Here is a 23,702-nt window from a genome sequence, read left to right as displayed (position 1 = left end):
GTTGTCGATTATCGATACCGGCCTGCATCGCCGGATAGCCACGATCTATCGTGACTATCATTATATCGTGGCTCCTTCTATAAAATAATACCGAAAGAGAAGTATGGTTTTACGCAACTGGGATTTAGCTATTGGATTGCCAACAATATATGTGAAAATATACTATAATTTGTAAAACTACACTATTTTGCGATTGCAACCAGGCTCCCGGGTTACCATCCCGCTCGAGACGGCTCACCCGATCTATAGTAACAACTATAGTAGCCACTGAACGTCATTGCACACCCGGTCGCGGGACGGATCGGCGATCGGTGTGTAACTCGTTCCGGTTGTTACTATAGAGGGATTCACAACGCCACCGGCCGCAATCTGACTCCCGGCCGTTTCCGGCTGACTTCTTCGAGGAGCGACTCCCACCGGTCACGGCGCGGAGGTGGTACTTCGAATCGCAGAACAATCGGTGTAACAATTCTGCCGGGAGTTACAGCGCTAGCGAGGCGAAGGCCCCCCGTTCACGCCGTTTCGGCGTGGCCACTGGCTTCCGCGATCCGCGTCGAATCGATCGGCTCGTCGCTGTGTTTGATCGCTTCGCCCGATTCGGCATCGAACAGGTGTATCTTCGCGGCTGGCACGTGTATGTGGACCGTGTCTCCGCCTCTGACCCCGAGGCGGTCGTCGGAGGTGACGGTCAGCGATTCCCCACCGACGTCGAGATAGACGTTCGTTATGTCTCCCATCGGCTCGGTGACGGTGACTTCCGTCTCGATCAGGTGATCGGGTTCGGCGTGGGTTTCCACAGCGTCGACGAGTGAGACGTGCTCCGGTCGAATTCCGAGTGTCAGTTTCGACCCGCTGACGTCGTCGACGGCCGATTCCGGAATCGGGAGCGAAAACGCCGAGTTCGAGAGCGTCCCGCTTTCGAGGTCGACGTCGACCTCGAGGAAGTTCATTGGGGGCGATCCGAGGAATCCCGCGACGAACCTGTTTGCAGGTCTGTGATAACACTCGAGGGGGGTTCCGACCTGCTGGAGTTTCCCGTCGTTGAGAACGACGATCCGGTCGCCCATCGTCATTGCCTCCGTCTGATCGTGGGTGACGTACACCGTCGTTACGTCCAGTTCGCTCTGTAACTGCTGGAGTTCTGTTCGCATCTGGGCGCGAAGCTTGGCATCGAGGTTCGAGAGCGGTTCGTCCATCAGGAAGACTTCCGGATCGCGAACGATCGCCCGGCCAAGTGCGACGCGTTGCTGTTGGCCACCCGAGAGCGCCTTCGGTTTGTCAGCGAGCAACTCTTTGATCCCCATCATCTCGGCGGTGTCCTCGACGCGTTCGTCGATCACGTCTTTCGAGAGGTCAGTCGACATCTTCAGCCCGAACGCCATGTTCTCCCGTGAGGTCATGTGCGGGTACAGCGCGTAGTTTTGAAACACCATCGCGATGTTCCGTTCTTTGGGCTTTTGATCCGTGACATCCTCGTCGCCGAAGTGAAGTGTGCCATCGGTAACCGTCTCGAGTCCTGCGATACACCGAAGCGTCGTCGACTTTCCACACCCGGACGGACCGACAAAGACGACGAACTCGCCGTCGTCGATCTCGAGGTTCAACTCGTCGACTGCCAGGATCGAGCCCCCAGGAGAGTTGTACTCCTTCGTCAGATCGTCTACGATAACACGGGCCATTTGCACTCACCTGGTTTTCGCAGATACTTATAACTACCTAATGTGAGACGAACCGAGACGGAACGCGGACGGATTCCGTCACTACTGCTTGACGCTCCCCTCGGTTAGCCCTTCGACGATCGGTTTCTGGAAGAGGACGAACAGGAGGAGGATCGGAGCCGTCGCCACGGTCGACGCCGCCATCATCTCACCCCAGTAGGCCGTCGTCTGTGTCTCGAAGCTCTGAATACCGATCGCAAACGGTGTCACGTCGCCGCTGGCGAGAATCGACGCGAACAGCACCTCGTTGAACGCGACGAGGAAGACGAACATCCCGGTCGCCGCAATCCCTGGCGCGGCCATCGGGAGGATGATCCGGACGAGTGCCTGTATCCGCGAACAGCCGTCGACTCGAGCCGCCTCTTCGACCGAGTCGGGAATCGTGTCGAAAAAGCCCCTGAGCATCCAGATCGCTACCGGGACGGTAAACGTGGTGTAGACGAAGATGATTCCGTGATAGGTGTTGGTCATCGGGAATCCGATCGTGTCTTGAATCCAGATGAAAAGCAGATACATCGGGAGCAGGATGAGGATTCCGGGGATCATCTGGGTTCCGAGCAGGGCACCGCCGACGCCTCCCTTTCCGGGGAACCGATACTTCGAGAAGGCGTACCCGCCCAGACAGCCGACGACGAGGGCGAACACGGTCGTCGTGGTGGCGATGATGAGACTGTTGATGAAGTAATCTAACACTGGGAACCGCGCCCACATCGTGATGTAGTTCTCGTAGTGGAGGATCTCCAACAGGAGTGCAGGGTCCTGAACGATAGCCGGGATCTGCCCGAGTTCGACCGGAAGTAGCTGTGGGTCTGCGGCCGTGATCTCGGTTCGGGTTCGGAAACTCGAGATCACCATCCAGTAGATGGGAAACAGGGCGTACAGCAACAGAGTGCCGAGTACTCCCTTTACGAGCAGTCCGAATAGACGGTCCTTTGTGGCCGACGAGAGCTGTAGTTCTTCGGGAATCATTGGGAATCCTCCGTGAAGTCGTCATCGAAGAGATATTTGTAGTAGACCATCGCCATCGTCATCGCGATGATAAAGAGGATCACGCTCATCGCGGCTCCGCGTCCGAACTGGAAGTTCGAGAAGGCGAACTCGTAGATGTACAGAATGCCGACCTGGCCGGCCCGTGGGGGCTGTGCCCCGAGAAGAACGTACGGTGCGGTGAAGTTGATCATCGTCCACAACATCACGAGCAACACGACGACCGCCGAAACCGGCTTCAGTTGTGGAAAGGTGACGTACCGGAACTTCTGCCAGCGGCTGGCTCCGTCGATAGAGGCAGCCTCGTACAGCTGTTGAGGGATCCCCTGGAGGCCGGCGTAGAGCATAATCATGACCAGCGGGAACTGCGTCCAGGAGTGGGTAAGCACGAGCGTCCAGATGGTGTTGTCACCGATCAGCCAGTAGATCGGTTCGTCGATGATCCCGATCGAGAGGAGGATGTTGTTGATGATCCCGCTCTGTTGCTGGAACATCATCCGCCAGATGAGCAGCGTGACGACGACCGGCGCGACCCACGGGAGCAACAGCAGGGTCCGCGCTACGAACCGGCCTTTGAATTTCTGGTTGAGGACCAGCGCCGCCGTCAGCCCGAGGACGTAGGTCACGACGAGCGATCCCACAGCGAAGATGACAGTCTGGCGGATCGAGAACCAGAACCGACCGCCGATGACGGTACGCGGATCGAGCACGTAGAGGTAGTTCTCGAGGCCGACGAACGGTGCGTTGTGCCACTGTCGGGCGTAGGTCGAGTCGACCCCCATAAAACTGATCAGCGTCCCCCAGATGATCGGGAGAAAGTGGATGATACACATCATCGCAAGCCCCGGTGCGAGGAGCTTGTATGCAAAGCGTTGCTCTTCGGATAGCCGACTGTAAAACGGGAGATAGTTCCCGAGTTGAAGATCGGCTACTCGTCTTCGGAATTGTCTCGTCGTACTCGCCATAACGATTATGTGGGATGAGTCTGATTAATGCTTTTCGCTCTTGGAAGCGCCACGGACGTGACAGTCCCGCGACTGTCGTCCTGCCCGCGACAGGATGCGACTGGTGGTCGGCGATCCGAACTCAGTGGTATCTCACGGTGCGATCCCGTCAGGGACCGACGCTCCGTACGTTCGATTACAACGTCTGGTGTGCGACTTCCGCGGCGTCGTCGAGGGCGTCCTCGATGTCTCCGTCCTCGAGGTCACCGGTGACGGCGTTCTGGATGACCTCGGCGACGACGCTGTTGAGTTCGCCTTCGATCTCACCCCAACCGAGCACCTGTGGGTACGTCTGTGCGACCGGGAAGACGTCTTCGTTGAACGCGTCGTACAGGTCGTGATCGTAGTAGTCGGTGTCGAACCCGTCGGGGTTCGTCGGCAGGAAGCCGATCGTACTCGAAATCTCGGCGTTGGGTTCGGCACGCAGCAGGTAGTCGATCCACTGGGCGGCCGCTTCGGGTTCGTCGGTCCACGGGTGGATGCCGAGCAGTTCCATGCCGAAGAACGTGCCGCCGTCGCCGTCGGGACCGGCTGGCGGGGCGGAGATAGAGAGGTCGTCGAGCGAGTGACCGTCCTCGTCCTCGTACGCACCGACCGTTCCGAGGGCGTCGACCGTGCTGGCCATCTGTCGACCCGCGAACGCGCCGTTGATGTCGGCTGCGGCCCACTCGACCGTCTCCGACGGCAACACGTCGTACTCCCGGTACAGATCGGCGTAGAACTCGAGTGCTTGAACCCCCTCCTCGTTGTGAAACGCCGGTTCGGAGAGGTCGTCGTTGAGCAGTTGTCCGCCGCTCTGCCAGAGGAACATCGCGAAGTTCCGCATGGGTTCGAAGTCCGACCCCATCAGCGCGAAGAAATCGTTGTCCCCGTCGTAGGACTGGGCCTGGTCGACGAGGTCGTCCCAGTCGTCGGGATGTCCGCCGACGCCGCCGTTTTCGACCTCTTCGTCGACCTGCTGCCACGCGCGCGGCCCCCAGAACCACGGGATACCGACGAGGTCGTCCTGGAACGTCGCGACGTCCATCGCACCCTCCTCGAACATCCCGGTGTCCGGGATGTGATCGACGACCTCGTCGGACTCGAGGTCCATCCATCCGCCCGCGTCGGCCTGCTCGGGGATCCACGTCGAGGCGATCTCCTGGACGTCCGGGCCGGTCTGGCTCGTGATGTCGCTCATCAGGACTTCCTGGGCTTCACCCCACCCGACGAACTCGAATTCGACGTGAATGCCGGTCTCCTCTTCGAAGTTCGCGGCGTGTTCTTCGAAGTACTCTTCGGCACCTGGAGCGTCCATGTACCGTGTTTCGATCGTCGTCCCGTCGCCGTTCCCATCACTGATACACCCTGCTAGACTGAATGCGCTTACTGCACCAGTCGTTGCTAACACCTTCCGGCGAGTATGCTCTCTCATAGCGAAACCTCGACCGCTTATTGTGACACATTATACATAACTGTTTCCAAAATTGCGCCAGGAACCGCAGCGGTATCAATTCGACCGGCTGTCGTCACCATCGGGGGGATATATACCGGTACGTCACGAACAGGCCTGCTATGAAAATCACCGATTACGAACTGTTCGAAGTCCCGCCGCGTTGGCTCTTCCTGAAAATCGAGACCGACGCCGGCGTTACCGGGTGGGGGGAACCGATCGTCGAAGGTCGGGCCAGAACCGTTCGGACTGCGGTCGAAGAGGTGATGAACGGCTACCTCGTCGGGAAAGATCCGCACAATATCGAAGATCACTGGCAAGCGATGTACCGTGGCTGTTTCTACAGGGGTGGCCCCGTCCTGATGAGCGCGATTGCGGGCATCGACCAGGCTCTCTGGGACATCAAAGGGAAGAGTTTCGACGTACCCGTCTACGAACTGCTCGGGGGACAGACACGGGATCGGATCCGCGTCTACCAGTGGATCGGCGGCGACCGCGTCGCGGAGATCGGAACGGAAGCGAAACAGCTGTCGGATGCGGGATACACCGCCCTGAAGATGGACGCGTCGAATCAGATGCGCCACCTCGAGCCCCCCGGGGCAGTCGAAGAGATCACCGAGCGCGTCGGACACGTTCGCGACGTCATCGGCGGTGAGATGGATATCGTCGTCGACTTCCGTGGCCGGATCTCGAAGTCGCTCGCAAAGAAGGTCATCGGGGCTTTAGAGGAGTTCGATCCCCTGTTCGTCGAGGAGCCGCTGCTCCCGGAGAACCTGGAGTACCTCCCGGACCTCGCGGCACGGACCAACGTTCCCATGGCGACCGGCGAACGGCTCTACTCTCGGTGGGATTTCAAACCGCTGTTCCAGCGAGGCGGGATCGACGTGATTCAACCGGACGTCTCCCACGCGGGGGGTATCTCCGAACTCGTCAGACTCGCGGCGATGGCGGAAGCCCACGACGTCGCCGTCGCGCCGAACTGTCCCCTCGGGCCGATCGCGCTCGCGGCGTCGTTGCAAGTGAGTGCGTACATTCCGAACCTGCTGGTACAGGATCACGGGTTCGACATCTATCCGGCACCGAAGAGTGCGGCGGATCACTACCTTCACGACTCCTCGGTTTTCGAGTTCGTCGACGGCTACCTCTCCCCGCTCGACGGTCCGGGCCTCGGCCTCGAGATCGACGAGTCGGCCGTGCGTGAGCGTTCGCGCCAGGACCTCGACTGGTCGAACCCGATCTGGCGACACGAGGACGGCAGCATCGCCGAGTGGTGACCGACGTCCGCCGCGTGCATTTTCGGTGATACGAATTCTGATACGGCTTTCTGTAAGTCATTGCCGGCGCACCCGCGACCCGGGCGGCGGGTGCGCGGGTAAACAGTTACAGTAATCTCACCGGCACTGCCGGATAGCGGGCCGTATGACTGGCCTCCTTTCGGTCCACCAGTTCCGTGCCCGTCCGATTTTGATCCACCAGTTCTGTGTCCGTCCGATTTCGGCCACGAGACTCGTGGTCGTCCGACGTGTGCTGACCTGACTTTCACGTATGAACTGGCATCACGGTTCGTCTCGCCGGATGCCTGCGTACCGGTCCGAATCCGGACGTTTCGACTGTAGAAATCCCGGTGCCGACCTCTCATAGACGGAATTAACCACGATCAATCCACTGAATGAGGGCTGTTAGAGCACGTCACCCCACCGCAATATCTCTCGAATGTCGCATTCTCAAATCACCTGGTTTCTTCAGACGAAACAAATAGACCTCCTCTCGAGAATATGTGCCGATCGATCGGTGTCATTTACGCACGTACGGGTGTAATACTGGGCGGGGTGAATCGGAATTTTCTCACAAAGAAATGATTCGCGCCTGTCGGAACTCCGGAAGACTCGTGTTCGATACGAACTCGAGAACACACGACAGGGAGGCGGAATCTCATGCGGCGGTTCGTCTCCGTCACGGGTTGTGTGATCGATTGGTAGCCCGAGGCTGGAACAGGGGCGGTGGATTCCCAAACCGCCACTGAGGGCAGTGTCGTCGGTCGAAAACGGGTCGCTGATCTCGATTGCGTGACGATCGACGGTGGGGCCGTCGGCGAGTCGAGTGAACGAATCGGAGACGGTATCGCCGTGGGACGACGATTACCGGCCCCGTTCAACCGAGATAGTCGCTGGCCTGATCGTGAAGCGCAACGAACCCTTCGGCACTCGCCACACCGGTCCGTTTGCCGAGAGTGGCATCTTCCGCCGCGACGCCCTCGATGAGGTTGTCGAACTCGGCGTCGATTCCGCCGTGTTCCTCGAGGAACGCGACCTGTGATTCGTGTTGATCGATCGCGTCGGCTTTCCGATCTTCGTATCCCGAGATATCGACGAACGTCGTCGGTTCGAACGACGACGTCGGCTTCCCGAAGAAGTACACGTTGTCGGGATCGCACGGATCGTGTTCGGTGTCGACGAGCGGGAGCGACGCCATGTAGTACGCGTCCGTGACGAGCCGTGCCGTCGCTTTGTGGTCCGGATGCATATCGTCACGGAAGTGCGTCAGGATCACGTCTGGATCGTGTGCCCGGATCGTCTCGACGATCTCGAGGCGCTTCTCGAGGGAGTATTCGATTCGGCCGTCCTCGAACCCGAGAAACGTGACGTCGTCCGCGCCGAGTTTCTTCCCCGAACGCCGTGCTTCCTCCGCTCTCGTTTCGGCGATCGTCTCTTCGTCCGTGTCGAACCCGCCGTACTCCCCTTTGGTCATGTGGGCGATCGTAACCGTATCTCCGCGGTCTGCGTGTTTGGCGAGTGTGCCACCACAGAAGATGTCTGCATCGTCCGGATGTGCAACGATTGCTAACAGTTCCATTGTACAACGGGTACATTGCGATGGCCCGCTTTTAACTATTTCTTTGCTGACCGCTCCCGTACTGGTCGCTCACTCGAGTGCGGACGCGAGCGTCCGGGCGACGCTGAGCAGGAGGCCGGGGATGTTCTCCTCGAATCGCTTTCCCGAGAGCTCGTCGGCCTGTCCGGAGACGTAGACGGAGCCGATCACCGAATCGGTCTGTAGACTGACGGCGACGCTGTTGACGTTCGAGAACTGCTCCTGGCGGTCGAGCGAGAACCCCCGTTCGCGAATTCGATTGAGTTCGATCTGCAGTTCCTCCTGGTTCGTAATCGTGTGTTCGGTCAACGATGGGGCCGTCTTGACGATGGATTCGACTCGTTCGTCCGGTAACTCGGCGAGAATCGCCTTTCCAGCGGCGCTGCAGTGTAAGTGTCGGGTGTTGTATGCAGGGAACGTCCCGCTGTAGTACTGGTCTGCACAGTAGATGTCGACCGCGACGCCGTTGCGTTCGACCAGGAGTCCGGCGACCTCGTTCGCCATCTCGGCGAGTTCGTCGACCGGCCCCCGTACGGTCTGGACGAGGTCGTCGTTCCACCGGACCCGTCTCGCACAGTCGAGAAACCGAAGCGCTGGTTCGTACTTGCTGTCGACTTTCGTGACGTACCCGAGTTCGACGAGCGTGTTCACGTGCTTGTACACGGTACTTTTTGTCATCTCCGTTTGCGATGCGATTTCGGTAACCCCGACGGGTTGTGGACTGTCGATTAACACGTTCAGCACCGAAAACGATCGATTCGTCGCTTCGATCGTCTCGGTTTTCGCCTCTGCAGTCATAGACGAGGTGTTTTGCCCGGGTGACCTTTAATATTTCCCAGGACGAAACGGCCGGACACCCGAACTTTTTTATCCGCTATCCAGCAACTACCCCCATGGATGGAGTTGTCGAAGATGGATCTATCTACGACGAGATCGGAGTCCCCCCCGTCATCAACGCGACAGGGACCAAGACACGGATCGGCGGCAGTCGAATTCGAAGCGAAGCTGTCGATGCGATGGTCCGGGCGTCCGACTCGTTCGTTCGAATCTCCGATATGCAGGCCGAAGCGAGCGCACGCATCGCCGAAATAACCGGTGCAGAGGCGGGATACGTAACGAGTGGTGCGTCCGCGGGCCTCCTTCTCGGTGCGGCCGCCACGCTGGCGGGCCGGGACGTTCATCGAATGGATCGTCTGCCGGAGACGTCCGGCATCCCCGACGAAATTATCATGCCCCGGACTCACCGCACGGGGTACGATCACGCCTTCCGTGCAGCAGGGGCAACGATCGTCGACGTCGGAACCAACGACAGACACCTCGGAACGGGCGCGACCAACGTCGAACCCTGGGAGATCGAAGCTGCGATCTCCGACGAGACGGCGGCGATCGGATACGTCCAAAAGTCCTACACCGAACCGCCTCTCGAGGTCGTCACGAAAATCGCCCACCGTCACGACGTTCCGGTCATCGTGGATGCGGCCGCCGAACTCCCGCCAGTGGAAAACTTCTCGAGGTTTATCGACGACGGGGCCGATCTCGTCGTGTTTAGCGGTGGGAAGGCGATTCGTGGTCCACAGACGACCGGAATCGTCGCGGGCAGGCGTGACCTCATCGAATCGATTGCATTACAGCAACTCGATATGCACGCCGCAGCCGCCGTCTGGGACCCGCCGTCTGCCCTCATCGACGGCGACCGACTCGATGCCGTTCCTCGCCAGGGAATCGGGCGCCCGATGAAGGTCGGCAAGGAGGAACTCGCCGGTCTGATCGTCGCTCTCGAGTCCTTCCTCGAGGAGGATCAGGCGGAACTCGCCCGAGAGTGGCAGGATCGGGCCGCTCGAATTTCGACTGTCCTCTCGGAAATCGACGGCTTCGAGACGACGGTCACGTCGGGTAACGACGTGTCGGTTTCTCCGGAGGTCGTCGTACATATCGTCCCGTCCGAAGCGGGGGTGTCGGCGACGGACCTCGTCCGTGCGTTACGACGCGAGAACCCGCGAGTCTTCGTCGGAACGGATCGTCTCGACGAGAACATCGTGACGATCAATCCGATGTGTCTCACGGACGAGGAGGCAGACTACGTCCTCGATCGCATCGAGGCCTGCGTCGGTCCGTCCCACTGATACCCCGATCGTGGCGGAACGTCCACGGGCGAACCGAAACCTACTTTATCGACGCGAAAGTCGTGGTAACTGAGTATGAAAGAGGTATCTACGTCGGATGCACCGCCGAGCATTGGTCCGTTTTCCCAGGGAATCGTCGACGATGGAACCGTCTACGTCTCGGGACAGGGTCCGATCGACCCCGAAACGGAGGAGATCGTCGGCGACACGATCGAAGAAGAGACTCACCGGACGATGAAAAACATCGGTGCGGTTCTCGAGGCGGCCGGAAGTTCGCTCGACGACGTGGTGAAAGCGACCGTCTTCGTCCAGGATATGGACAACTACGACGCGATTAACGGCGTGTACGAGCAGTACCTGAGTGCGCCGTATCCGGCCCGAAGCGCCGTTCAGGTCGAAGATCTCCCCGTCGATATCGGCGTCGAGATCGAGATCATCGCACGGGTCAGCCAATGAAGGCAATCGGCGTCGAACGGGGGGAAAACACCCCACGCCTCATCGAAAAGCCCGTTCCGGAACCCGGAGAGGGCGAGGCGTTGATGCGAACACTGCGTGTCGGGATCGACGGCACCGACTTCGAAGTGATCGAAGGGAACCACGGCGGATTTCCCGAGGGCGACGACCATCAGGTACTCGGCCACGAGGCCGTCGGCGTCGTCGAGGATGCGAACGGAACCGACTTCGAGGAGGGCCAGCTCGTCGTTCCTACCGTCCGCCGACCGCCGGCCGGATCGAACGAGTACTTCGAACGCGGCGAACCCGACATGGCCCCACCCGGTACGTACCTCGAGCGCGGGATCGACGGTGCGCACGGCTTTATGGCGGAGTTTTTCACCAGCCCGGCGGAGTACCTCGTCCCGATTCCGGACGAGTTCGCCGAAACCGGAATTCTCGTCGAACCGATGAGCAACACGGTCAAGGCGCTCGAACACGCGTTCGCTTCTCGGTCGATGTTCGACTGGTCTCCCGAGACGGCACTTGTCCTCGGGAACGGACCGCTGGGGCTGTTGACCCTCGCGATGTTGGACGAGACGGTCGACCGGTCGTACTGTCTCGGTCGCCGAGACCGCCCCGATCCCACGATCGACGTGATCGACGAACTCGGGGCGACGTACGTCGATTCTCGCGAGACGCCGGTTTCGGAGATCGCGGAGGTGCACGAACCCGTCGACCTCGTCTACGAGGCGACGGGATACGCGAAACACGCCTACGAGACGGTCGACGCGCTCGCACCGAACGGCGTCGGCGTCTTGCTTGGCATTCCGGACGACTGGTCGTTCGAGATCGACGGCGGCCGACTGCACCGCGAGATCGTTCTCGAAAACAAGGCATTACTGGGTAGTGTCAACTCCCATCTCCGTCACTTCGAATCAGCAAAGGAGTCGCTCGGCCGACTTCCAGACTGGTTCACGGACGATATCATTACCGACGTATTTTCGCCAGCGGAAGTCGAGGACGCACTGGCGGGCGGTGACGATCGGATCAAGACGGTCGTCGAGTTCGACACGCTGTAACGATCCGATCGAACCAGCACGGTCCGCCCGGCCAGTGTTCCGAACGCCGAAAGCATATTTGTTCTAGTAGCAAGGACTTTCCATACGTATACTGGCAGGTCCCTAGATCGATCTCGAGTCTCCGTAGTCAGCGGTCAGTCGATGGCGCGTCCGAGGGTCCAGATCGTGGCCGTCGTATCCTGTTGGACAGCAGCCAGTGGATAGTCGGCCGCGAGTTCGCGCCCGCCACCATTGAGGATCGACCACAGTAGCGCGACCCATGTTCGAGCGGTTCCGTTCGATACTGTTGATATCGGGTTCGACTTGCCCGAACGGACGGTGTCTATTCCCCACTGGAGACTGGAGTGGATGAGTTCGGTGTCGGTGTCTACCGAGCGAAACCCGACCAGCGGCGAGAACAGTTATCGGATTCGAGTGCGGAATCGGCCTCATGTGCGCTCGCGTCGCGGACGTCATGACCGAAGACGTGGTCACCGCAGACCGGTCGACGACCCTCGAGGTGGTCGCCGAGTGGATGCTTCACAACGACGTCGGCAGCGTCGTCGTTACGAACGACGGATCGCCGTACGGAATCGTCACGGAGTCGGACGTTGTGATGGCGGGCTATCGTACCGGTCGACCGTTCGCGGATATTCCGACGCAGAAAGTCGCTAGTCACCCACTCGTCACTGTCGAACCGCGGCAGTCGGTACGGTTGGTCGTCGAGCGGATGCGAACCGAACGGATCAAGAAACTCGTGGTCGTCGAGGCCCTCGAGATGCGGGGAATCGTTACAACGAACGACCTGATCGACCACTACGGCGAACTCACTCGCGAACTCAAAGACGTTCGCCAGCGACGACGGAGACGGGGTGGCTCGGCGTTCGAGTCCTGATCGGGTCCAACCGGTTTCCGTCGATTTTCCGGTGAGCGACTCGTCGACGGAGCGGACGGTGACTCATCCGGTTCGCACTGGGGCGAATAGGCCGGACTCACCGGGAACAGTTCCCACTGGCTTATTGTGGAACTAGTCCAATATCGATGTCGAATCCTACCACGATGGACATCCAATCTGCTCGAGGGAAAACCGTGATATAAGGGGATGTTGGTTTGCTTGGAGATAAGAGTCCGAACGAATCGTAGTCGTATACCGTCACCGTCTTGCTGGTGTATTGTGGGGTATATGCAAACAATTATGGTCGACAGGGCCGTACCTGGAGGCATGAGTGACGCGATAGACGACGAACGTCAGCGTATCCGCGAACGAAAGAAACGCGAACTCAGAGAGCGACTCGAGAACGGTGCCGATACGGCAACCGACGACTCTCCGTCCGAGCAGCCGCCGGCGGAACCGATCGAGATCAATGGGCAAGACCACCTCGAGACGGTGGTCGACTCCTACGACGTCGTCCTCGTCGACTGTTATGCCGACTGGTGTGGTCCCTGCCAGATGCTCGAGCCGACGATCGAAGCGCTGGCAGCCGATACCGACGCCGCTGTCGCGAAAGTCGACGTCGATAGCCACCAGCGTCTGGCCCAGCAGCTGGGTGCTCGGGGCGTCCCGACGCTCGTCCTCTACGCCGACGGCCAGCCGGTCGATCGACGCGTCGGTGCGCAGGATCGCGCGACCCTCGAGGCGCTCATCGAACGCCACAGCTGAGGATTCCCGATATGGATACCGAAACTGACGGCGTACGCGTCTGGCTGGTCGAACGGACGTACTCCGACGACGAGCAGAACCTCGTAATCCTCGTTTACGCGACGCCCGACGGAACGCAGTACTTCCGGAAAGAGCGCGCGCTAACGAGTTCGACGGACGTTCGGACGACGACGGCAGCCGTGACGGCGGCCCCCTCGAACCTTGGGACTGTCGACGATACGGCACTTCAGGAACGGTACGCGACGGAGGCCACCCGAATGGCCGAGGAACACGATCCAACCGACCCCATCTGATCGACTTCTGGCACCATCCTCACTCGGAACCGTGTGCCCGGGACCGGTCTTTGTCCTCGATCCTGTGTTTGGGAACCCACCGGTATAGTAACAACTGAAACGAGTTACACACCGATCGCAGAGCCGTCATGCGATCGGGTGTCCATTGACGTTCAGTGGCTACTATAGCCTTCGTTCGCCTCTCGACCGCGACAGCCCCGTCGCGTCTTGGTATCTGTCTTCGAATTCCTGGTCGTCCGTTCGCGCTCGACCTCCCTTCTCTGGGGGACCAGCGGTTCGTGCCCCGCCGACTGTGGGGCGGCTCGCCGTCACTCTATCGATGCCTCGGTCGATTCACCCTCTCGCGCCGGAGGCGTCTTCGAAAGCACTCGTCCCCAGACGGCCCGGTTGTGCGCGATTCGGCGGTACGCCCCCTCCCTCAGGGTGGTGTAGGTGTCGTATCTCCGCAGACGATCAACGAGGGGCCGAAGGGGGCGTCCGACGCTCGACCGGGCGAACGTCTCCTCTATCGAAGCGCCACACGAGTACCGCGCCTCCGGCGTCAGCAGATGAGAACACCGCTCGTAGTCCTCGGGGAGTCTGTCCTCGAGGTCGGACTCGAGATCGGAAAAGCCGACGATCGGGACGTCGGACCGTTCGTCGAAGAACTCGGCCCACCAGGTGCAAAAGCCGCAATCGTCGTCGTAGACGAGGACCGTATCTCGCATAGGCGTGTTACCACCTTCGCCTACTAATAGCTGGGCGTCGGCTCCCGTTAGCAGCTGGCCCGTCACCGTTGGCGGTCGAACCGGGATTTCACTGTGACTTTGCCGTACACGCTCGACGGACGTCGTTCTCGACGAACTCGTATCATATACAAATTCATACCAGAAAGAATAAGCATGGGCGTCTCTTCTCGTGGCCGGAAACTACACGAGCTGTGGGGGACGGAGGACACGCTCGAGCGGGGAACTAATGACAACCCGTCATACGGATTGCTGTAACAATTTACCGCCGCACCCGCCGCTCGGTTCGCGGGTGCGCCGGCAATGACTTACAGTAAACCGTACCAGTCTTGGCCCTGACCGGTCCGAGTATCCACCGTCATCGATCACTGCCCCTTCTTTCATGTATCTGGCCGGCTCGACGTGGGTTACGACGGTCTCTCTTTCCGTTCGGTGTATTGTCCCTTTCAACGCGACGTATTCGATCCCTCTTCGTCGTTCGGCGGGTGGTTCCCCTGTTGTATCACCCACGGTCGACGTGGGGTCGGCTGCCCCTCCAGATCCTGTTGGTAACATGCCTATCAGGTACCTCTAAGTAACTGGAAAATGACCATACGAAAATCGAACAGAAGGCTCTCTTTTGTCGTCTCCAGCGATGTGGACTCGCCGGTAGATGACACTCGGGCGGTGTCGAACCTCGAATCGAGGCAGAAAGGTCCGATTCCGGATTCGTACTACTCGACCGACGTCCCGTTCGATTCCATTGGCGCGCCTGTTGATCGGCTTTTATTTACAGTAGTACAAGTGTAATGGTGGTGGTCGATTACGACGTTTCCGGTGTGTGATCGGTGTCTCCGGCCTGGAGGTATCGACGAATCGAATACGGTAGATATTACAGGTGTACTCGTGTCAGGGAAGACGGAATACCGTTTTCATACCGAAAACAAATTTGGGGATTTTGACACTGAAAACGTCCGTTCTCGAAGGATCGTCGGTCGCGTCTATCCCAATCTATTTGTCGGTCCCAGCGGTTCCCGTACGTATGTCACTCGAAGACGAGACGCGCGATCAACTCGCGACGTCGCTGTACGAGGCATTGGAGACGACCGACCCCATCGATCGACCGACCGATACGTACGATCTCACGATCGAAGACGCCTACGCCGTCCAATCGGCGTTTATCGACCGCCGCCTGGACGACGGTGCGAGCGTCGTCGGTCACAAGATCGGGCTCACGAGCGACGGAATACAGAACCAACTCGGCGTCTCCGAACCCGACTTCGGCCGACTGCTCGATTCGATGTTCGTCGACGGGCGAACGATTCCGAGCGAGAATCTCATCGCACCGCGGGTCGAACCCGAAATCGGTTTTCTGATCGGTGAGGACCTCGAGCCCCCAGTATCGTACCTCGACGTGCTGGCGGCGACGGAGTTCGTCGTTCCGGTTCTCGAGGTGATCGATAGTCGCGTCCGGGACTGGGACATCCAGATTCAGGATACGATCGCGGACAACGCATCCTCCGCACTGTACCTCACTGGGGAGACGAGAAGCGACGTCGACGACGTCGACCTTTCGTTAGAGGGCGTCAAGCTGTATCGAAACGGGACACTCGAGTCCTCCGGCGTCGGTGCGGCCGTTCTCGATCACCCCGCGCGGGCCGTCGCGTGGCTCGCGAACACGCTTGCGGAACTCGACGAGACCCTCGAGGCCGGCCAGTTCATCCTGAGCGGTTCGGTGACGCCGGCAGTCGACGTCGAACCGGGTGACGTGATCACCGTCGAATTCACGTCGATCGGTACGCTGACGAGTCGGGTCGAGTAACGCCGCTCTGGCCCCAGAGGTGGGCATCGAAGCCGCTGTTTCACTGTCTGGTCGTCCGCATCGCTGTTTTCGAATTGAAAACGGTTATGTGTGTGGACGGTATGGTGTGGTGTATGACGACGGAAGCAAATCACCCGGTGCGAACGACCGAGAAATCGTTGCACCTCATCGAAAAACTCAGAGAACTGGATGGGGCGCGGATCCACGTACTCGAGGACGAACTCGAGATGACGAAAGGCGCGATCCACAATCACCTCAGCACGCTTCGGACGCACGGATACGTTATAAAAGAGGGCAACGAGTACAGGCTGAGCCTCAAGGTGTTGACTCTCGGAGGGTACGTTCGGAGCAACTACTCTATCTATCAGTTCGGCCGCCCAAAAGCGAACAAACTCGCTGCCGACACGGGGATGCTGGTCAACCTCGCGACCGAGGAACACGGGCAGAGCGTCTATCTCTACCAGGCTCGCGGTGAGTACGCCGTCAATCTCGACACGCAGGTCGGCCACCGTCTTCGCCTTCACAACATCGCGATCGGAAAGGCGATTCTCGCGTATCTTCCCGACGAACGCGTCGAAGCGATCGTCGACGAATGGGGTCTTCCGACGGAAACCGAGAACACGATCACGGATCGAGAAACGCTGTTCGAGGAACTCGAGTCCGTCCGCGAGCAGGGGTTTGCGACCGACCTCGAGGAACGCACCGAGGGGCTTTGCTGTATCGCTGCACCGATTCAGCCGGGCGACGACATCCTCGGTGCGATCAGTATCTCGGCACCGACGAGTCGCCTCGGGGATCGTGCGTTCGATGACGACCTCGTCGGCCAGGTCAAGAGCACGGCGAACGAGATCGCACTGGATATTAAGTACATGTAACCCGCTCTCGTTCGATTTCCCCGTTTCCGCGACATTCTGTGCGTTTTCTATGACAAAACTCTCCGATCACCCTCGATCCCCGATGGGTGTGTCTGGCCGATCACTCCGCTCGATGGTGTTTTCGATATCAAAACACGAACGGTTCGGGATGGGTCGGATGCGGCCGGTGGGTCCGCCCTGCATCTCGGACGAACTGCGTTACGTCCCCACGACCGCAAGATCGGTCGCGGTTACCCGCCACTGACTGGTCGCGGGCGTATCGTACGGGCCGTTGTAGATCGCTTCCGGCGATCGCTCGTGGGATCGACGATCACTGGGAAAACGCGACAGCAATCCGTAGCAGATACGTACCGGTCGGCTATTCGGCGCGAAGTTGTATGTCGCCGATGTTCGAGAACGTGACGGTGTAGACGTCACCGGGTTCGATATCGATCGCGGCGTTGATACCGCCGGTGAGGATCACTTCGCCGGCCTGGAGTCCGTCGTCGATATCCTCGAGACGGTTCGCCAGCCACGATACGGCGCGGGCGGGGTTGCCCATGATGTCTGCACCGACGCCGGTGGCTTCGACCTCCCCGTTGACCGAGATGACGACGCTTTCCATCGCCAGATCGACGTCTGTCACGTCCCGTAGCGTCTCTCCGACGTAGATACGGCCGGCTGACGTGTTATCCGCGATGACGTCCTGTGCCGACGGAATCGACCAGCCCTGGAATCTGCTCTCGAGAATCTCGACCATCGGCACGACCGCCTCCGTCGCAGTCAGGACGTCCGTCGGCGTGGCGGGCGCGGGTACGTCTTCGCCCAGGACGAGACCGATCTCCGCTTCCAGGCGCGGCGAGATCATCGATTCGGTCGGAATTACGGGTTCCTCGAGGACGGTATCGTCGGTTACGTAGCCGAAAATTGGTTCCTGGATGCCCAGTTGCTCCTGTTTGGCCTCGCTGACGAGACCGAGTTTGTGTCCGACGATTCCGCCGTCGTCACCGCGAAGGCGCTCGACCACTCGTGATTGAATCTCGTAGGATTCTTCGACCGAAAACTCCTCGTCGTCGGTCAACGGCGGGATCGGGGATCCGTTCTGCTGTGCGTCGTACAACGATTCGGCGAACTCGTCCAGTTTCTCCTCACTGAGGCTCATCAGTGTCCGGATATTGGAGACGACTTATTTAACGGTACCGCCTTCGTCAGGCCGCCCATCCCACCACGTCGTCGACTACCGACTCGAGGCCATCCCGTCCGCCGGTTTCGCTCGTCAGTTCAGGTGTGGAACGCCACGATAGTAACACCTGAAACGATTTACCCGCCCATCGCCGATCAGTCCGGCGATCGGGTGTACAGTGACGTTCCGTGGCTAACGTAGTCGACTCCGACGCCTCCTGCTGGCCGGCAGTGTAATCGAAAACGGGGGTCGCTTATACTGTCGGACAGAAGTCAGAGAGACGTCGGTCGCGAATCGCGGCCGTCACCATCGGAGACGGCCCCAGGAGAGCAACCGATATTCGAGTAGTTCTGTCCGATAGTATTACTCGTCGACGTACCCGAGACCGTTCCAGTCCGGCCCCTGGCCGACCCACTGGTGGCTGGTTTCGCCGCCGATGTCCGATTCGGTCCACTCGATCGGCTCCCAGTCGGGTTCGAAGTTCAGGTATCCCGGTCCGGCGAACAGTTCGATACGGAATCCGCTGGCCGGATCGGAGACGTACAGGAAGTCTGCTCGAGTGATCGCGTGACGTCCGGGACCGCCGTCCGGTTCGATCCCTTCCTCGCTCAAGATGTCGGCCGCGCTCCAGAGATCGTGGAGACTATCGAGGTGATACGAGAGGTGGTGAAACTCCGAGGGCGACCCGGCCGGCTCGCGGTGGATCGCGATGTCGTGGGGCAGCGCCGTCACCGCAAACCACCAGCCCCACAGTTCGCCGTCACCGGCGCGATACTGCTCGTTGAGCTGGAATCCGAGCTCGTCTTGCAGCCAGGCGGCGTGTTCTTTCGCCGTTTCGTCCTCGTCCTGGACGTGGACGTGATCGATTCGTCGCGGTGCGATGCGGTTCGTGTCCGTCTCGCTGTAGATCCTGTTTTTGAGCCCCGACCGCTCTCCGTCGGGTGCGTCCGGCTTCTCGACGTCGTAGTAAAACTCGTACGGATGGCCGAACTTCTCGACGCGGATCGCCTCCCCGTGTCCCTTCCTCTCGTCGGCGTCGACGTACGTGACGTCGGTTCCCTCGGCTTCGAATCCCTCCGCGAGTTCGTCGAGCGCTTCGGGACTCGAGGTTCGGAACGCGATGTGATCGACGCCTTGCTGTCCCGATTCGGTGATGCGCAGGGTGTGGTGCTCCCAGTCACGCTGTGCACGGAGATACGCCGTTTCGTCGTCTCGCTCGACGACGTAGAGCCCGAGAACGTCTTCGAAGAACCAGAGCGATTCGTCGAGGTCGGGCGTGTGAATAGCGACGTGGCCGAGTTTGGCAATTGGTGGTTTCGTAGTCATGGTCGAGTTGATGGCAGCCGCACTGTGATTTCTACGGGCACAACCCCTCGATAGCGGCTTGGTCGGCTATTTGCAGGTATGTTATTTAGGTGTTTTCGTGGACGAGTCGCGTCGGTGGTCGATCAGTCGATCAACTCGAGGAGGTTCTCCGCGTAGATCCCCTCGCGAGCCTCGTCGTCGATGTCCATGGATTCGACCGCGTCGATTCCGGTTTCGATTCCGGTCCGACCGCGGCCGGGTCCGAACGGGTAGTCGGTGCCGTAGATGAGCGTGTCGCCGAAGAAGTCGTAGGCACACTCGTGGGCGGCGACGGAACTGCCCAGACAGGCGTCCGTGTAAAACTCCGCGAAGTGGTCGCTGACGGGTTGCTCGAGGTCGGGGAGGTCGGTGTCGGCGTAGTTTTCGGGGTACTGCTGTCGGGTTTCGTAGAAGCCGTCGATCCGGCCGCTGTAGTACGGAATCATGCCGCCGCCGTGGTGTGCGACGACGTCGAAGTCGTGTTTCTGGGTGACGCCGCCGAAGACGAGTCGCGACAGCGCGAGCGTCGTATCGAACGGCCAGCCGAACAGTCGGTGGTCCATATACTCACTCGCCCAGTCGTACCACTCGTGAATCTGTGGGTGCAGCCACAGCGGCGCGTCTTCGGCGTCGGCTTTGGCGAACAGCGGATCGAACTGGGGACGGTCGAGCGGCTCGCCGTCGATATTCGAGAAGATCTGGATGCCGGCCATCTCGAGGTCGTTCACACACCGGTCGAACTCGTCGATGAACTCGTCGTTGACCTTCGGAATCGTCCCGACGGGGACGAACCGGTCCGGGTGCTCGTCCGTGATGTGGCGAATCTCGTCGTTCGCGAGCTTCGTCAGTTCGAGGGCCGTCTCGTCGTCCATCCCCTGCCAGATCGGTGGCAGGGCGATGGTCAGAACCTGCTTGTCGATGCCGTACTCGTCCATGTCCTCGAGTCGCTGCTCGAGGTCCCAGAGGAACGACGGCGAGCCGCTGAGTCCCTGAAACCCGTGCTCGTCGAGCAGCGTCTCGTAGAACCGCTCGGTCAGTACGTGAGTGAATGCGTCGATCTTCATGAGCATCAACAGCAACGGACACCCACCACATAAAGCTCACGTCCTCGTTTCGCGTACAAACTCCGGATACGGACCGTGAAACGCCGATGGTTCGATCTCGAGTCGCTCCCGACCGGAGTAGCCACTTCGGAGGCATCGAGCCGTCCGGAGGGCCGCGGCGGCGACGGACTGCCCGGAGTACTGTGGCGGCGACGAACCCCTCGGAGTACCGCGGCGGCGACGGACAGTCCCGGCAGCGGTCGCCGACTCCGTCGACGCGGTCGATCCGGTTATTTTATTGCGCTGTATCGGAATCTCGAGGTATGAACGTCATACACAGCGCGATCTGGGTATCGGACATCGACGAAACGCTCGCGTTCTACGTGGACGAACTCGGCCTCGAGAAGACGAACGAGTTCGTAAGCGGTGACGGTGCCCGCAACGTCTACGTCGCGGGCGACAACGGCGTCGAGTTGCAGTTCAAGTACGATCCGGACCGGGAAGTATCCGAGCCGGCCGGCATCGACCACGTCGCGCTGGCGGTCGACGACACCGACGCCGAAGTCGAACGCCTCGTCGAAGAGACCGAGTGCACCCTCGAGCGCGGTCCCCTCGACTCCGAGGGAGCGAACGCCCGCGTCGCGTTCCTCGAGGGCCCCGACGGCTACGGGATCGAACTGGTCGAGGAGTTCGACTGATACGGATTACTGTAACTGTGTACCGGAGCGACCGCGGGACTGCGCCCGGTCGCTCCGGTAACGACTTACAGTAAACCGTATGATACGGGCTGCCGTCGAGCTCTTGTGGGTGCTGTGGAGTATTTGCGGTTGCCGCCGAGCAGTTTCGTCCATCCGCCGGGTGAGGTGTCGCGATTGCGCCCGTCAACTGTCACAGACGGCTATCCGACGTTTTCTCACGGTTTTCACTTCTCGAGACCGACGGCGGGTACACTGCGTAGCGAAATCGGCTTCTCCGTCTCCGTTTGCCGCTCGCCTCGAGCGTCTCCGCTCTCCGATCGGTGTATACCGAGAAAAACGATTTCGTCCGGAAACGCGGGAAACCAACTTATACGGTTTGCTGTCCGTCAGTACCGAAGACCGGGTACCGTCCGCGGCCGCTCCGGTACACAGTTACAGCAATCCGTATCAGTCGTCCGACTCCGATTCGGCGGCCGCCGGTTCGTCGTCGGCCATCCGCGCGGCGACGTCGGTAATCATGTCCTCCTGACCGCCGACGACGCCGATGTCGCCCAGTTCGACGAGGATCTCGCGGGGATCGAGATCGAAGCGTTCTCCGACGCGGCGGGTGTGTCGCAGGAACGACGAGTAGACGCCCGCGTAGCCGAGCACCAGCGAGTCGTTGTCGAGTTCGGGCATCGTATCCTCAGTCAGCATCGGGACGAGTACGTCCTCGGCGGCGTCCATGACGCCGAAGAAGTCCGGCTCGACGTCGTAGCCCGCCTTCTCGAGAACGCCGACGAGCACCTCCATCTGTGCGTTGCCCGAGCCGGCACCGAGCCCGCGCAGGCAGCCGTCGACGGTGGTCGCGCCGGCTTCGATGCCGGCGAGCGTGTTGGCGATGCCGAGACCGAGGTTGTTGTGCGCGTGAAAGCCGACGTCGACCGACAGTTCGTCGGCGAGCAGTCCGACGCGTTCGCGGACGTCCTCGGGTAACATCGCGCCCGCGGAGTCCATCACGTAGACAGCCTCGGCGCCGTACTCCTCCATGAGCTTGGCCTGCTCGAGGACCGTCTCGGGCGAGGCCATGTGCGAGAGCATCAACAGCCCGTTCGCCTCGAGTCCGCGCTCGTTGACGAACTCGAAGTGTTCGGCGGAGACGTCCGCTTCCGTGACGTGGGTGGCGATTCGACACATGTCAGCGCCGCGGTCGACAGCGAGGTCGAGTTCCTCGACGGTTCCGATTCCGGGCAACAACAGCACCGACAGTTTGGTGTCCGTGAGTTCGGGGACGACGGCGTCGAGGTACTCGCCGGTGTCGGCGGCCGCGAAGCCGTAGTTGATCGACGAGCCCCCCATCCCGTCGCCGTGGGACATTTCGACGACGTCCATCTCGGCGTCGTCGAGCGCGCTCGCGACGTCGGCCATCTGTTCTGGGGTGAACTGGTGGTCGACGGCGTGCATGCCGTCGCGAAGCGTCATGTCGACCAGGCGAACGTCGGGGTCAGTCATCGCTTTCACCTCCGATCGGGTTCGCTTCAGCGGGTTGAGTCGCGATGCGTTCGGCCGCGCCGAGGGCTGCACTGGTCATAATGTCGAGGTTACCGGCGTAGGAGGGGAGGTACTGTCCTTCCCCTTCGACTTCGAGCATGGTGGTGATGACGATCGACTCTCCGAGATCGAAGCCGACATCGTCCTGATCCTTGACGACCGGATCGAGCGTCACCTCGTATCCGGGCACGTACGACTGGATCTCCGCTTCCATGTCGTCGACGGAGTCTCGGACCTCCTCGATGTCGGTCGTGTTGGGAACTTTCGTGTAGACGGTGTTTCGCATCATGATCGGCGGTTCGGCGGGGTTGAGCACGATAATCGCCTTCCCCTCGTCGGCTCCGCCGACTTGCTCGAGACCGGCGGCGGTGGTCTGGGTGAACTCGTCGATGTTCTGGCGCGTCCCCGGTCCGGCGCTTTTCGACGCGATCGTCGAGATCATCTCCGCGTATTCGACGTCCGCGACGCGGTCGACCGCGTGGACGAGTGGAATCGTCGCCTGTCCCCCGCAGGTGACCATGTTGATGTTGTCCTCGGTGTCGACGACGTCTCCGAGATTGACGGCCGGGACCGTGTACGGCCCGACCGCCGCAGGCGTGAGATCGATCGCAAACAGATCGAGTTCTTCGTACACCGGCGCTTGCTGTTCGTGAACCGTCGCGCTCGTCGCCTCGAAGACCACGTCGAACTCGTCGGCGTACTCTCGGACGCTATCGATGCCGTCGGTCCCGACGTCGATACCTTCGTCGACGGCCGCCTGGAGTCCCTCCGACTCCTCGACCGGAAAGATACCGATCATTCGCTGGAGGTTGATCGAGTCACTTCTATCGAGAATCTTATACATTAAGTCGGTCCCGATATTCCCAGGACCCACTATTGCTGCATCAACCGGCATGTGGGTAGTCATCTGTGCGCCGGTATTTAATACTATTGGAGATAACCC

Annotated in this window: 22 protein-coding genes; 10 read left to right on the top strand and 12 right to left on the bottom strand. The window is 60.3% G+C overall.

All coding sequences use genetic code 11. The features are described from left to right. Nucleotides 1-512: 512 nt before the first annotated feature. The 4 genes from EA473_RS14290 to EA473_RS14275 all read right to left on the bottom strand — a co-directional run bounded on the left by EA473_RS14290 (nt 513) and on the right by EA473_RS14275 (nt 5,123). Nucleotides 513-1,679 carry an ABC transporter ATP-binding protein gene (locus tag EA473_RS14290; RefSeq protein WP_124196331.1) on the bottom strand — a complete coding sequence of 389 codons (1,167 nt, stop codon included), beginning with the start codon at nt 1,677-1,679 and terminating at the stop codon, nt 513-515. Nucleotides 1,680-1,760: 81 nt separating this feature from the next. Further along, a complete protein-coding gene (locus tag EA473_RS14285) occupies nt 1,761-2,687 on the bottom strand; it encodes a carbohydrate ABC transporter permease (protein ID WP_124196330.1) in 927 nt (308 codons plus the stop codon). Next, the gene (locus EA473_RS14280) at nt 2,684-3,670 is read right to left on the bottom strand and encodes a carbohydrate ABC transporter permease (protein WP_124196329.1); all 987 of its coding nucleotides are present in this window, start codon (nt 3,668-3,670) and stop codon (nt 2,684-2,686) included. The genes EA473_RS14285 and EA473_RS14280 overlap by 4 nt, the downstream gene beginning before the upstream one ends. Before the next feature lie 175 nt (nt 3,671-3,845). Continuing rightward, nucleotides 3,846-5,123, bottom strand: coding sequence for an extracellular solute-binding protein (locus tag EA473_RS14275; protein ID WP_243645268.1), 1,278 nt, complete (start codon nt 5,121-5,123; stop codon nt 3,846-3,848). A gap of 140 nt (nt 5,124-5,263) precedes the next feature. Between EA473_RS14275 and dgoD the strand changes: the two genes are divergently transcribed. After that, nucleotides 5,264-6,415 (top strand): galactonate dehydratase, encoded by a 1,152-nt coding sequence (gene dgoD, locus EA473_RS14270; protein ID WP_124196328.1) that lies wholly within the window; start codon nt 5,264-5,266, stop codon nt 6,413-6,415. A gap of 877 nt (nt 6,416-7,292) precedes the next feature. Here dgoD and EA473_RS14265 read toward each other — a convergent pair. Both EA473_RS14265 and EA473_RS14260 read right to left on the bottom strand, forming a co-directional pair. After that, complete coding sequence (locus tag EA473_RS14265) at nt 7,293-7,994, bottom strand: PIG-L deacetylase family protein (RefSeq protein WP_124196327.1); 702 nt, start codon at nt 7,992-7,994, stop codon at nt 7,293-7,295. 69 nt (nt 7,995-8,063) lie between these two features. Beyond that, nucleotides 8,064-8,810, bottom strand: a complete 747-nt coding sequence (locus EA473_RS14260; RefSeq protein WP_124196326.1) for an IclR family transcriptional regulator — start codon at nt 8,808-8,810, stop codon at nt 8,064-8,066. A gap of 95 nt (nt 8,811-8,905) precedes the next feature. Between EA473_RS14260 and EA473_RS14255 the strand changes: the two genes are divergently transcribed. The 6 genes from EA473_RS14255 to EA473_RS14230 all read left to right on the top strand — a co-directional run bounded on the left by EA473_RS14255 (nt 8,906) and on the right by EA473_RS14230 (nt 13,581). Continuing rightward, the gene (locus tag EA473_RS14255) at nt 8,906-10,135 is read left to right on the top strand and encodes an aminotransferase class V-fold PLP-dependent enzyme (protein ID WP_124196325.1); all 1,230 of its coding nucleotides are present in this window, start codon (nt 8,906-8,908) and stop codon (nt 10,133-10,135) included. 75 nt (nt 10,136-10,210) lie between these two features. Beyond that, complete coding sequence (locus EA473_RS14250) at nt 10,211-10,591, top strand: RidA family protein (RefSeq protein ID WP_124196324.1); 381 nt, start codon at nt 10,211-10,213, stop codon at nt 10,589-10,591. Continuing rightward, entirely contained in the window at nt 10,588-11,649 is a 1,062-nt protein-coding gene (locus tag EA473_RS14245; RefSeq protein WP_124196323.1) for a glucose 1-dehydrogenase, read from the top strand. The genes EA473_RS14250 and EA473_RS14245 overlap by 4 nt, the downstream gene beginning before the upstream one ends. 430 nt (nt 11,650-12,079) lie before the next feature. Beyond that, entirely contained in the window at nt 12,080-12,523 is a 444-nt protein-coding gene (locus EA473_RS14240) for a CBS domain-containing protein (protein WP_124196322.1), read from the top strand. 327 nt (nt 12,524-12,850) lie between these two features. Further along, entirely contained in the window at nt 12,851-13,288 is a 438-nt protein-coding gene (locus EA473_RS14235; protein ID WP_124196321.1) for a thioredoxin family protein, read from the top strand. 11 nt (nt 13,289-13,299) lie between these two features. Then, entirely contained in the window at nt 13,300-13,581 is a 282-nt protein-coding gene (locus EA473_RS14230; RefSeq protein ID WP_124196320.1) for a hypothetical protein, read from the top strand. 308 nt (nt 13,582-13,889) lie between these two features. Here the strand turns inward: EA473_RS14230 and EA473_RS14225 are convergent, their stop codons facing one another. Continuing rightward, nucleotides 13,890-14,288: a DCC1-like thiol-disulfide oxidoreductase family protein gene (locus EA473_RS14225; protein WP_124196319.1), complete on the bottom strand. Its 399-nt coding sequence runs from the start codon at nt 14,286-14,288 to the stop codon at nt 13,890-13,892. A gap of 1,039 nt (nt 14,289-15,327) precedes the next feature. Between EA473_RS14225 and EA473_RS14220 the strand changes: the two genes are divergently transcribed. Both EA473_RS14220 and EA473_RS14215 read left to right on the top strand, forming a co-directional pair. After that, nucleotides 15,328-16,107, top strand: a complete 780-nt coding sequence (locus tag EA473_RS14220; protein ID WP_124196318.1) for a 2-keto-4-pentenoate hydratase — start codon at nt 15,328-15,330, stop codon at nt 16,105-16,107. A 113-nt stretch (nt 16,108-16,220) separates the two neighbouring features. Beyond that, nucleotides 16,221-16,982, top strand: coding sequence for an IclR family transcriptional regulator (locus EA473_RS14215; protein WP_124196317.1), 762 nt, complete (start codon nt 16,221-16,223; stop codon nt 16,980-16,982). Nucleotides 16,983-17,340: 358 nt separating this feature from the next. Here the strand turns inward: EA473_RS14215 and EA473_RS14210 are convergent, their stop codons facing one another. The 3 genes from EA473_RS14210 to EA473_RS14200 form a co-directional block, all read right to left on the bottom strand. Further along, nucleotides 17,341-18,123: a 2-keto-4-pentenoate hydratase gene (locus tag EA473_RS14210; protein ID WP_124196316.1), complete on the bottom strand. Its 783-nt coding sequence runs from the start codon at nt 18,121-18,123 to the stop codon at nt 17,341-17,343. A gap of 384 nt (nt 18,124-18,507) precedes the next feature. After that, on the bottom strand, nt 18,508-19,470 hold the full coding sequence (locus EA473_RS14205) for a VOC family protein (RefSeq protein ID WP_124196315.1): 963 nt from the start codon (nt 19,468-19,470) through the stop codon (nt 18,508-18,510). Nucleotides 19,471-19,592: 122 nt separating this feature from the next. Then, the gene (locus EA473_RS14200) at nt 19,593-20,552 is read right to left on the bottom strand and encodes an amidohydrolase family protein (protein WP_207890191.1); all 960 of its coding nucleotides are present in this window, start codon (nt 20,550-20,552) and stop codon (nt 19,593-19,595) included. A 302-nt stretch (nt 20,553-20,854) separates the two neighbouring features. On the opposite strand from EA473_RS14200, the gene EA473_RS14195 reads away from it, so the two are divergent. Then, entirely contained in the window at nt 20,855-21,229 is a 375-nt protein-coding gene (locus EA473_RS14195; protein WP_124196313.1) for a VOC family protein, read from the top strand. Between the two features lie 447 nt (nt 21,230-21,676). On the opposite strand, the gene dmpG is transcribed toward EA473_RS14195, so the two are convergent. Further along, the gene (dmpG, locus tag EA473_RS14190; protein ID WP_124196312.1) at nt 21,677-22,720 is read right to left on the bottom strand and encodes a 4-hydroxy-2-oxovalerate aldolase; all 1,044 of its coding nucleotides are present in this window, start codon (nt 22,718-22,720) and stop codon (nt 21,677-21,679) included. Further along, nucleotides 22,713-23,654: an acetaldehyde dehydrogenase (acetylating) gene (locus EA473_RS14185; protein WP_124196404.1), complete on the bottom strand. Its 942-nt coding sequence runs from the start codon at nt 23,652-23,654 to the stop codon at nt 22,713-22,715. The genes dmpG and EA473_RS14185 overlap by 8 nt, the downstream gene beginning before the upstream one ends. Nucleotides 23,655-23,702: the final 48 nt, after the last annotated feature.

The sequence above is a fragment of the Natrarchaeobius chitinivorans genome, from assembly GCF_003841505.1.
Lineage (GTDB): Archaea > Halobacteriota > Halobacteria > Halobacteriales > Natrialbaceae > Natrarchaeobius > Natrarchaeobius chitinivorans.
The sequence above is the reverse complement of the archived record's forward strand: the minus strand, read 5'-3'. Positions and strand labels throughout refer to the sequence as shown.

What these genes read in the sequence shown, in the direction of transcription:
- dgoD (WP_124196328.1), top strand. Translation starts at nt 5,264, where the DNA reads ATGAAAATCACCGATTACGAACTGTTCGAAGTCCCGCCGCGTTGGCTC.
- EA473_RS14240 (WP_124196322.1), top strand. Translation starts at nt 12,080, where the DNA reads ATGTGCGCTCGCGTCGCGGACGTCATGACCGAAGACGTGGTCACCGCA.
- EA473_RS14275 (WP_243645268.1), bottom strand. Translation starts at nt 5,123, where the DNA reads ATGAGAGAGCATACTCGCCGGAAGGTGTTAGCAACGACTGGTGCAGTA.
- EA473_RS14195 (WP_124196313.1), top strand. Translation starts at nt 20,855, where the DNA reads ATGAACGTCATACACAGCGCGATCTGGGTATCGGACATCGACGAAACG.
- EA473_RS14205 (WP_124196315.1), bottom strand. Translation starts at nt 19,470, where the DNA reads ATGACTACGAAACCACCAATTGCCAAACTCGGCCACGTCGCTATTCAC.
- EA473_RS14200 (WP_207890191.1), bottom strand. Translation starts at nt 20,552, where the DNA reads ATGAAGATCGACGCATTCACTCACGTACTGACCGAGCGGTTCTACGAG.
- EA473_RS14230 (WP_124196320.1), top strand. Translation starts at nt 13,300, where the DNA reads ATGGATACCGAAACTGACGGCGTACGCGTCTGGCTGGTCGAACGGACG.
- EA473_RS14185 (WP_124196404.1), bottom strand. Translation starts at nt 23,654, where the DNA reads ATGCCGGTTGATGCAGCAATAGTGGGTCCTGGGAATATCGGGACCGAC.
- EA473_RS14225 (WP_124196319.1), bottom strand. Translation starts at nt 14,288, where the DNA reads ATGCGAGATACGGTCCTCGTCTACGACGACGATTGCGGCTTTTGCACC.
- EA473_RS14250 (WP_124196324.1), top strand. Translation starts at nt 10,211, where the DNA reads ATGAAAGAGGTATCTACGTCGGATGCACCGCCGAGCATTGGTCCGTTT.
- dmpG (WP_124196312.1), bottom strand. Translation starts at nt 22,720, where the DNA reads ATGACTGACCCCGACGTTCGCCTGGTCGACATGACGCTTCGCGACGGC.
- EA473_RS14265 (WP_124196327.1), bottom strand. Translation starts at nt 7,994, where the DNA reads ATGGAACTGTTAGCAATCGTTGCACATCCGGACGATGCAGACATCTTC.
- EA473_RS14285 (WP_124196330.1), bottom strand. Translation starts at nt 2,687, where the DNA reads ATGATTCCCGAAGAACTACAGCTCTCGTCGGCCACAAAGGACCGTCTA.
- EA473_RS14220 (WP_124196318.1), top strand. Translation starts at nt 15,328, where the DNA reads ATGTCACTCGAAGACGAGACGCGCGATCAACTCGCGACGTCGCTGTAC.
- EA473_RS14280 (WP_124196329.1), bottom strand. Translation starts at nt 3,670, where the DNA reads ATGGCGAGTACGACGAGACAATTCCGAAGACGAGTAGCCGATCTTCAA.
- EA473_RS14235 (WP_124196321.1), top strand. Translation starts at nt 12,851, where the DNA reads ATGAGTGACGCGATAGACGACGAACGTCAGCGTATCCGCGAACGAAAG.
- EA473_RS14210 (WP_124196316.1), bottom strand. Translation starts at nt 18,123, where the DNA reads ATGAGCCTCAGTGAGGAGAAACTGGACGAGTTCGCCGAATCGTTGTAC.
- EA473_RS14245 (WP_124196323.1), top strand. Translation starts at nt 10,588, where the DNA reads ATGAAGGCAATCGGCGTCGAACGGGGGGAAAACACCCCACGCCTCATC.
- EA473_RS14260 (WP_124196326.1), bottom strand. Translation starts at nt 8,810, where the DNA reads ATGACTGCAGAGGCGAAAACCGAGACGATCGAAGCGACGAATCGATCG.
- EA473_RS14255 (WP_124196325.1), top strand. Translation starts at nt 8,906, where the DNA reads ATGGATGGAGTTGTCGAAGATGGATCTATCTACGACGAGATCGGAGTC.
- EA473_RS14215 (WP_124196317.1), top strand. Translation starts at nt 16,221, where the DNA reads ATGACGACGGAAGCAAATCACCCGGTGCGAACGACCGAGAAATCGTTG.
- EA473_RS14290 (WP_124196331.1), bottom strand. Translation starts at nt 1,679, where the DNA reads ATGGCCCGTGTTATCGTAGACGATCTGACGAAGGAGTACAACTCTCCT.